Genomic DNA, 7,901 nt, shown 5'->3' with positions numbered 1-7,901 from the left:
TTTCGCAACACAAATATCTGCAACCCTTTTTTATTTTTAAAAAAAGTTTAAATCACTTCATAAAAAAAGCCCCCGAAGGGGCCAACACAGATGATAAAGAACCGGAATTTCCATGAGGTTATCCGGCAACAACTATTTCCCGGAGTTCCTTCAAACTACGGATCACGAAGTCCGGGTTTGCGGTACGCAACTGCGTTTCGTCCTGCGCTCCTGTGGTTACGCCTATGGTCAATCCGCACCCGGCATTTTTTCCTTCTTCAATATCTATTGCGGAGTCCCCTATTTTCAACACTTCCGAAGCGTCTTTTATACCGAATTTTTGCATGGCCAAGAAGATCATATCCGGATAAGGGCGGTTCTTGTCCACATCACCGGCAGTGACGAGCAGATCGAAATCCCTTCCCTCCCGCCAGTTCAGTTTTTCCAGCAAGCCGGTGGCCGTTTTCCGGTCATACCCCGTATTGAGCACCACCTTCATCCCTTCCGACTTCAGGAAAGAAAAAGCAGAGACCGCCCCGTCAAAGGGAGATATCTCCATACCGGCATAAGCGAGCTTCAGTTCCTTTCTGAAATCCTCGAAAACAGAACGGGCAATTTCCGAATTATCCCTTATGCCTTTTTCTGTCAGGATATCGGCTATGGCCTCATATTTTTCCTTTCCGGCACCGTGAACCAGGACCGTTTGCAGATCCGTGTCATACCCGGCTTCCACAAGGACTTTCCGCAGGGTCTTATATACTATATTGTCTTCATCGATCGTAGTTCCTGCCATATCAAAAACGGCCAGACTGTATTTCTGCATGCTTAAAAAATTTTATAAAAGTTGTTTTATATGTTCTGCGGCAAACCCGGGACTTGCCGTCATTCCCTTTCCGCCTATGGCTGTTACAATGTGTATGTTGTTATCTATGGTGTGCTGAAAAATATCCCCGGTCCTGCATTGAGCATACATGCCAAACCATTGATATCGGATATCATAAGAGGGCAGATCAAATATTTTCCGGGCTTCGGCAAGGAGAAAGCGATTAATACCTTCGTCGATATGATACCCCAGGTTCTCTATGGCCGTTACGGCGGCATATTCATGGGAATCCCCGATAATAACCGAGCCGTCCGCTGCCTGTTTAAACAATAAATGCACGCCCCACTTTTTCTCCGGGCTGTCACAATCCTCCTCTGCTTTTATAGCTGCGTAAGAGGGACATTCCCGGAATGCTTCGTAGCGACGGATGGAAAGCCCGGTGAGTACGCCCCCCCTCATTTTCAAGCCTTTCTGCGGTACGGTCTGCAACATTTGTAACTTGGTGACCTCCATATCGGCAGCGGCAAACAATCCGGGATACAGTAATTGAAAATCACTTCCGTTGCAGATAATTACTTTTGATGCCCGGAATTGTATGCCCGTCGCGGTATATACTACCACTTCTTCTCCGGAGGAATCGCAACGGGTGACCGGGGTACTGAAGAAAATATCCGCGGCGAAAGAATTTTTCAGATACTCCTGGACCCTGTGAACCATTTGCAGGGGTTCGACGGTAATCTCTTCCGGAAAAAACAGGCCGGATTTAACATAATCTTCTCTGAGGCCCGGGTATTTTTGCAGGCACTCTGCTTTGGTAAGCAAGTGCGAAGTATAATCGTTTTGCCGGTTTATGTGGTGCAATTCTTCCAGAAGCAACTGCTCCTGCTCGTCCGATGCCAGGTAAACCGAACCGTTCTGCCTGACCGTAATATCAAATTCTGACTGGATGAACTTATAAACAGCAAGGCTTTCCCTGCCGTATTCCTGCCATTTGCTATTCATCCCGGAAGGAACGACCTGTCCGAAATTACGCACCGTGGCCCCTACGGGCCTGCTGTCCTTTTCCAGCAGAGCCACCTTATACCCATTTTGCAGGGCGTGGTAAGCGTGGAAGGTACCTAGGGCACCTCCTCCCACTACCAGCAAATCATACTTCTTTTCCATGTAAATGTAAATTGTGCAGATGGATATCTTTTGTTTGTTTTTGTCTGTACTTAAAATAGGCAAGAGAGCTGAGCACGGCCATCCCTCCCAGCACGGCAATGCCATAACTTCCATAAATGAAAAAAGACATCCAGGAAATACTGGCCTGGCCGAAATTCTTGTAGAGGAGCACCAGAATACTCCCCAGGTACCCGAAACTGTCCGCTATATAAATGAGATAACCGGCATTTCCCCTGGTGCGGAAAGCAGCAACCATACGGTCAAAAAATATGCAGTTGAAAGGCACATAGGCAAGGTACAATCCAAACCCTACCACCACCATCCACAACCAGGGACCGAGTATTTTCAGCTGGAAAAGAAATGTTCCCAGTCCAATCGCAGTCACTCCGGTAAGCAATAGATAATGATACCCCGTAAATGCCTTGAAATTGTCCCTCACCAACCCCATCAGACTCAATATTCCCAGTACCAGAAATGCCACAGGCAATTCGGCAAGCGTATACACGGAAGCATCGCCCTGGAACCCCAATGCATCCCAGAGTTCTCTTGAAAAATTATCCCTGAAATCGCGAAAGGCGGTTAAAAACGTATAAAAAAACACCAAAACGACCAGGGGAAACCAAAACATACGGAGTACCTGTTTACGGTCGGCACGGGTCATAGGAATCCGTTCATTACGAAGCCTGATATCCCCGGAAGTGGGTCCGGGAATTTTTTCCAGGAGCCGGGTAAAGAACAACAACGGCAGCAGGAATATGGCCCCGGTAACGGCCGGCATCCAGAATTCTCCCACGCCAAACCACAGCATAACCGACAGTCCTATCGACTTCACCACCCCACTGGACACAATAAAACTTGAACACAAAGCCAGCCCGAGGAATTCGGTGAGCCTTCTCCCTTCCAGGTAAGAAAAGACAATCCCCCATATCAGCCCCAGTGGAAGGCCGTTGAAAAACATAAAAACAATATTGTACGGTGCAGGTACTACTGCAAAAATTATAAGACTTATCTCGGCAAGTCCTATAAGTGTTAGAATGTAAAGTGCCCTCCTGGTATTTTTTAATTCGGAGATCAGCCGTATCCCTAAAAATTTAGACAGCATGTATCCCAATACCTGCGCAATGATCAGCGCTATTTTATAATCCACACCCCAAAAATGCTCTCCTTCGTATGTTGCCACTGTAAAAGGCTTCCGGAAAGCATACATACAAAAATAGGTGCCAAAAGCAGCTATTATGGCATAGGTCAGAAAACGGGTGTCGGATTTTTTAAACAAAATATTTACTTATAATAAATTATAAAAGCAAATAAAGCCAAATAATTTACTATTTGTAAAAATTTAAAATCAACTAAACATTAATAGATTGTTACGGGAAGCAGAAACGGGAACAATACTATCTCAAGTTAAGGCAGAAATTTCCGGATATAAGCCGGATTGGGGTAAGCAGGGAATTTTTACTCGAGGAATAACACCGGTTATCGGATAAGAAAAAAAGGCACTATATGTGATTATCCGAATTTCAATATTCTTTATGGCCATTCCAATCCCAAAACTGACAACTACCAACTAAAAGGCTCTCATGACTTCTGTACCCGGCCCCGGTTTCTTTCCCAAATTATTCCAACATCTCCATGTTGATTTGTGGAATGGAAAAAATAAAAATACTTTATGTTAAGCATACCGGCTTGTTGTTTATGACCATTATGCTCACTTTAAATGCCAATGCTCAAACAGATGATGCTACGCTACCCCACAAAGTTTCCCATGCCGAACCGCTGTACATGGACCTGGTGCGCGACCTTGGGGCAAGAAAGGGAGAAAAAGAAATTAACATAGGTGTGGATTTTGCAAAAAACAGAGACTACAACGAATATGCTTTCCTGATCGAATACGAATTTGCCCCTGTCCATCGACTGGGGCTGGAAGTGGAAGCGGATTTTTCCTTTTTTAAACGAGCTGGGGGCGATGCCGAAATTCCCGAAAACAAACTGGAGTGTTTGCGGTTTTCCTCGCAATATTCTTTCCTTGTCTCTACAGAACACCAAGCTACCCTGGCTGTAGGGTACACCCAAATCTTGGAATTCATCGGTTTTAAAAACTACGGAGACGATCATCTCATTAAGGGAGTAGCTTATAACCCGTTCTTTATTGCAGCCAAACGCTGGGGATCTGATTTTCATACGCTGGTCTACACCGGACCGGTGGCAGAACAGGATCTAGCCGAAAACATCACTACTATTAACTGGCTGATCAATACCACTTTTCATTACACCATTCCGGGAACCGGACATTTTATCGGAATAGAAATAAACAAGGAGGTAGAAGGAGGAAGATTTCAAATGACCCTTCGTCCACAGGCAAAAATAAAATTAAACCACAGGCTCGCTATCGGGTTGGTAACCGGACTTCCCATAACCGAAGCCCGGGAAGGTTCCAGTTGCTTTTTCCGGGTTATTTACGAACCCTGACCTACACTCCTGCTGCTGATGACCGGCAGGTAATGCCGGGCCTAAGCTTTCCGGTAAGTATATACCGTATAGCCATACAGGTACTGTGCCGTATGCTTGGCAAGGTAAACCGCAACCAGCATAGGGCCGAAAAGTACATAGCCACCCTTTACGATACTGCATGCCAAAAAAAGTGCTGTTAGCGGGGCATGAATAGCAGCACTGAGCATGGTTGCCGCCCCGATCAGCGCAAAATTCACGGGAACCAGATCCGTTCCGAAATACCGGTTTCCGACAAGTGCCACAAACAACCCGATAAATGCCCCCGTTACTATGCTCGGTGCAAAAACCCCTCCGTCTCCTCCTCCTCCCAGCGTCAGGCTTGCGGCAAGAGGCTTAAGGAATATTAATAGAAGTAAAAGAGGGATGGTATGCGACATACCGGTCATTTCAGGATTCATCACCAAAAATTCCGGTACGGCATGATAACTATCCCCGTACAGTTGGGGGAACATAACCAGAAGACCTCCTAACAGCAATGCCGCTATACAGATACGTGTACAGTTGTTTTCCAGGCTACCAAGTCGTTCTTTAAAAAACAGGACTGTTTTGGTGAAGTATACCGCACAAATACCACCCAACAGGCTTACCACTATAAAATAGGGCACAGCCTGCCATTTCCAGAACAGGACCTCCGCATCAAACAGGTATTCCCGCCCTTCGAGGTACATCGCTCCACCGGCTACGGCACTTCCTATACCCACTGCTACCCATATTAACCTGTCCCTCTTCCGGGCAATGACCTCCAGGGCGAATAATCCTCCTGCCAAAGGGCTGCTGAATAGGGTAGCTATTCCGGCAGCCACTCCGGCACAGATCAATGCGGAACGATGCTTTTTAGCCGATTTTCCGACCCGCTGCATATTTGCGCCGATGGCTGCCGTAGCGACTACGGTAGAAACTTCTATACCCGTTGATCCCCCGGAAATAACCGTTAAAAACCCGTTAATGTAATGGGATGGCACCTTATACCAGGGCAGTGATTCTTTGCGATATGAAAGTGTATTGTAAATTTCTTTGATTCCCTTGTTCTTTTTCCCTTTGAATACCCGTTTTCTCAAATAATATATAAGTATAAGCCCTGCAAGGGGGAACAGGAACAAACCTGCCGTGTATACCGCGGCGAGTTCCAGCATGAATTCCTCCGCTATTTCGGTCAGGTGTTTAAGTGTAGAAGCCAATACAACAGCCAAAGCGGCAACAAGCAGTGCGTTCCAGAGAAAAAACAACAGGCTTTTTGTTTTTACCGACAACATATCGTTTTCAATTTAGGACACAAAACTATAGGTTTTTTGGTTCCGCACCTTCCTGACAACGACTAAAATTCCCATACATTCCCGGTAATCCATCGCACAATTACCGGAAACTACCTTATTTGCCTTAAATTTGCCTTCTTTATAAAAGTATGAAGTAGCCCTTGATAACGGCACTGTACAGCATATAAAACCACATGATAACAATAAACGAAACCCATACATATCCCCCTAAAGATACCCTGTTTGTTTTTGCCCTGGAATCGGAGGCGGGGACAGCTTTTAACGGTACCAATAAACTGATTACCGGTATAGGAAAGGTAAATGCTGCCTTTGAACTTGCCAAGGCCATACATATACGAAAACCCCGGTTGATCATCAACCTGGGTTCGGCCGGAAGCAGGCATTTCCGGAAGGGAGAAGTGGTTTGCTGCACTACATTTGTACAGCGTGACATGGACGTCAGAGGCCTTGGTTATGCTTTATACGAAACCCCGCTTTCCGGTATCCCTCCCCTGCTGGCCCACGGGTTAGAACTGGACGGGCTCCCGCAGGCTATTTGCGGAACAGGGGACAGTTTTGAAATGGACCACGACGCCACCGAATACAATGTAGTGGACATGGAAGCTTACCCGCTGGCCCTCATAGCCATGAAAGAACATATCCCCTTCCTGTGCCTGAAGTACATCTCGGACGGTGCCGACGGTTCGGCCGCAGAGGACTGGACAATCCAGGTACACAAGACATCCGAGGTATTCCGCAGACTCCTGCTTCCGGCAGGGAAACAACAATAAATTGCAATAACATTATCTCCCCTGACATCCCTTAAAGGATCTCCTCCGCCTTCCGGGATTAGAATATTATTTGTTCAGCGTAAACCGTAATAATTTCGGCGTTATTTTCAATTGCACCCATGCCCAATTGTTCGTATTGTCGGAAGAAATCTCTCCTTTGACCGTACCCATACTGTCGGATGGAAACATTTGGGAATATCCCAGGTTCAGGAAGACATTTTTTAGAATTTCCTTCCCGAAAACCAGGTCGAATTCAGTGCCCAGGTACTGGCTTTCCCCGGGGGACAAATCTGCATTGGAAGTAAAATAATGTCCTTTTAAAAGTAATGTGGATGCCGGAAACTTAAAAAGATATTTCACATAAATATCATTTAAGCCTACATTATCCGCGTGGTTCCCCACATAAAAATAGTCCATGAAGCCGTTGAACTTATGGTTGGTACCGTACAACGGAAAAAACGAATGGCTATCCCCGGTTCCCTGCATATCGGTTCCGCTCAGAACTTCAATTCCTGCCCCCAGGGTTCCCGTTGTCATGGTGTATTCACCGTTGAGGGAAAATTGGTACGCACTCAGGTCAATTTCCCGTGAGGCTTCTCCGAACTGGTAATAAAAGCTGCCGGAAAATTTCCATTTACGCAAAGGATAGCGGAAATAAAAGCCGGTGGTCTGACGATTGTAAACACCATCGGCCACAGATTTTTCTTCATCTTCATACTTTTGAAACCCGTTATTCAAAAACAGAAAACTCAGTTGCAGGTTTTGAAATGTTTTTCTGGCATAGAGGTACTGCATCGTTTTATACGTATAAAATCCGGTTATATCATACCGGCTCCCGAAAAGTGATTCTTCTTCCTGGCTGAACGCCAACCCGGCATCCATACTAAAGCTGTCATTTTTATACTTCAGTAACAATGCATCGTGAAAACGGCCCTGCATGGCCCAGTCCACTTCCCCGAAGATCCTCTGGTTATCATAAGAGATAACCTGTCTGCCCAGTTTTACCGAAAACTTTTCCAGGAGACCTATTTCCGCCCAGGCCTGGAACAGGGAAAGGGAATGATTTGTATCCGAAGGGTCCAGTTGACGTGTATCTCCCCAGGTACTGACATCCTGAATACTTAACATCACCCTCAGGTTATCCGAAAAATATCCGGTATTCAGCCGGGACCTTTGGGTAACAAATGCCGCCGGTTTGGCTCCATCGGGGAATAGGGTGCCGTATCCGTGCCGGTACTCAAACCTGGACCTCACGTCTGCATCCAGATCCAAAATCTGGGCAATGCAGGGCACACTCAATGAAATCATTAAAAAAAGTGTTGACAAAATTCTTTTCATAGCTAAAATTTTATATTACATTCAAACATACATAATAATTTC

General features: G+C 45.9%; 7 protein-coding genes. 2 read left to right on the top strand and 5 right to left on the bottom strand.

All coding sequences use genetic code 11. The annotated features are described in order from the left end of the window. Positions 1-118: 118 nt before the first annotated feature. From ED312_RS10855 to ED312_RS10845, 3 genes are read right to left on the bottom strand one after another with little or no spacing between them, the layout of a single operon-like run. Complete coding sequence (locus ED312_RS10855; protein ID WP_123216040.1) at positions 119-802, bottom strand: phosphonatase-like hydrolase; 684 nt, start codon at positions 800-802, stop codon at positions 119-121. A gap of 12 nt (positions 803-814) precedes the next feature. After that, on the bottom strand, positions 815-1,966 hold the full coding sequence (locus ED312_RS10850) for a TIGR03364 family FAD-dependent oxidoreductase (protein ID WP_123216039.1): 1,152 nt from the start codon (positions 1,964-1,966) through the stop codon (positions 815-817). Next, the gene (locus ED312_RS10845) at positions 1,950-3,242 is read right to left on the bottom strand and encodes a DUF5690 family protein (protein ID WP_317125676.1); all 1,293 of its coding nucleotides are present in this window, start codon (positions 3,240-3,242) and stop codon (positions 1,950-1,952) included. The genes ED312_RS10850 and ED312_RS10845 overlap by 17 nt, the downstream gene beginning before the upstream one ends. Before the next feature lie 371 nt (positions 3,243-3,613). Between ED312_RS10845 and ED312_RS10840 the strand changes: the two genes are divergently transcribed. Further along, positions 3,614-4,435, top strand: coding sequence for an HAEPLYID family protein (locus tag ED312_RS10840; RefSeq protein ID WP_123216037.1), 822 nt, complete (start codon positions 3,614-3,616; stop codon positions 4,433-4,435). Positions 4,436-4,476: 41 nt separating this feature from the next. Here the strand turns inward: ED312_RS10840 and ED312_RS10835 are convergent, their stop codons facing one another. Continuing rightward, complete coding sequence (locus ED312_RS10835; RefSeq protein ID WP_123216036.1) at positions 4,477-5,730, bottom strand: chloride channel protein; 1,254 nt, start codon at positions 5,728-5,730, stop codon at positions 4,477-4,479. 194 nt (positions 5,731-5,924) lie between these two features. Between ED312_RS10835 and ED312_RS10830 the strand changes: the two genes are divergently transcribed. Further along, entirely contained in the window at positions 5,925-6,521 is a 597-nt protein-coding gene (locus ED312_RS10830) for a 5'-methylthioadenosine/S-adenosylhomocysteine nucleosidase family protein (protein WP_123216035.1), read from the top strand. Positions 6,522-6,587: 66 nt separating this feature from the next. Here ED312_RS10830 and ED312_RS10825 read toward each other — a convergent pair whose 3' ends face one another. Further along, a complete protein-coding gene (locus ED312_RS10825) occupies positions 6,588-7,859 on the bottom strand; it encodes an alginate export family protein (RefSeq protein WP_123216034.1) in 1,272 nt (423 codons plus the stop codon). Positions 7,860-7,901: the final 42 nt, after the last annotated feature.

It is taken from the genome of Sinomicrobium pectinilyticum (assembly GCF_003725735.1).
Taxonomy (GTDB): Bacteria; Bacteroidota; Bacteroidia; order Flavobacteriales; family Flavobacteriaceae; genus Sinomicrobium; species Sinomicrobium pectinilyticum.
The sequence above is the reverse complement of the archived record's forward strand: the minus strand, read 5'-3'. Positions and strand labels throughout refer to the sequence as shown.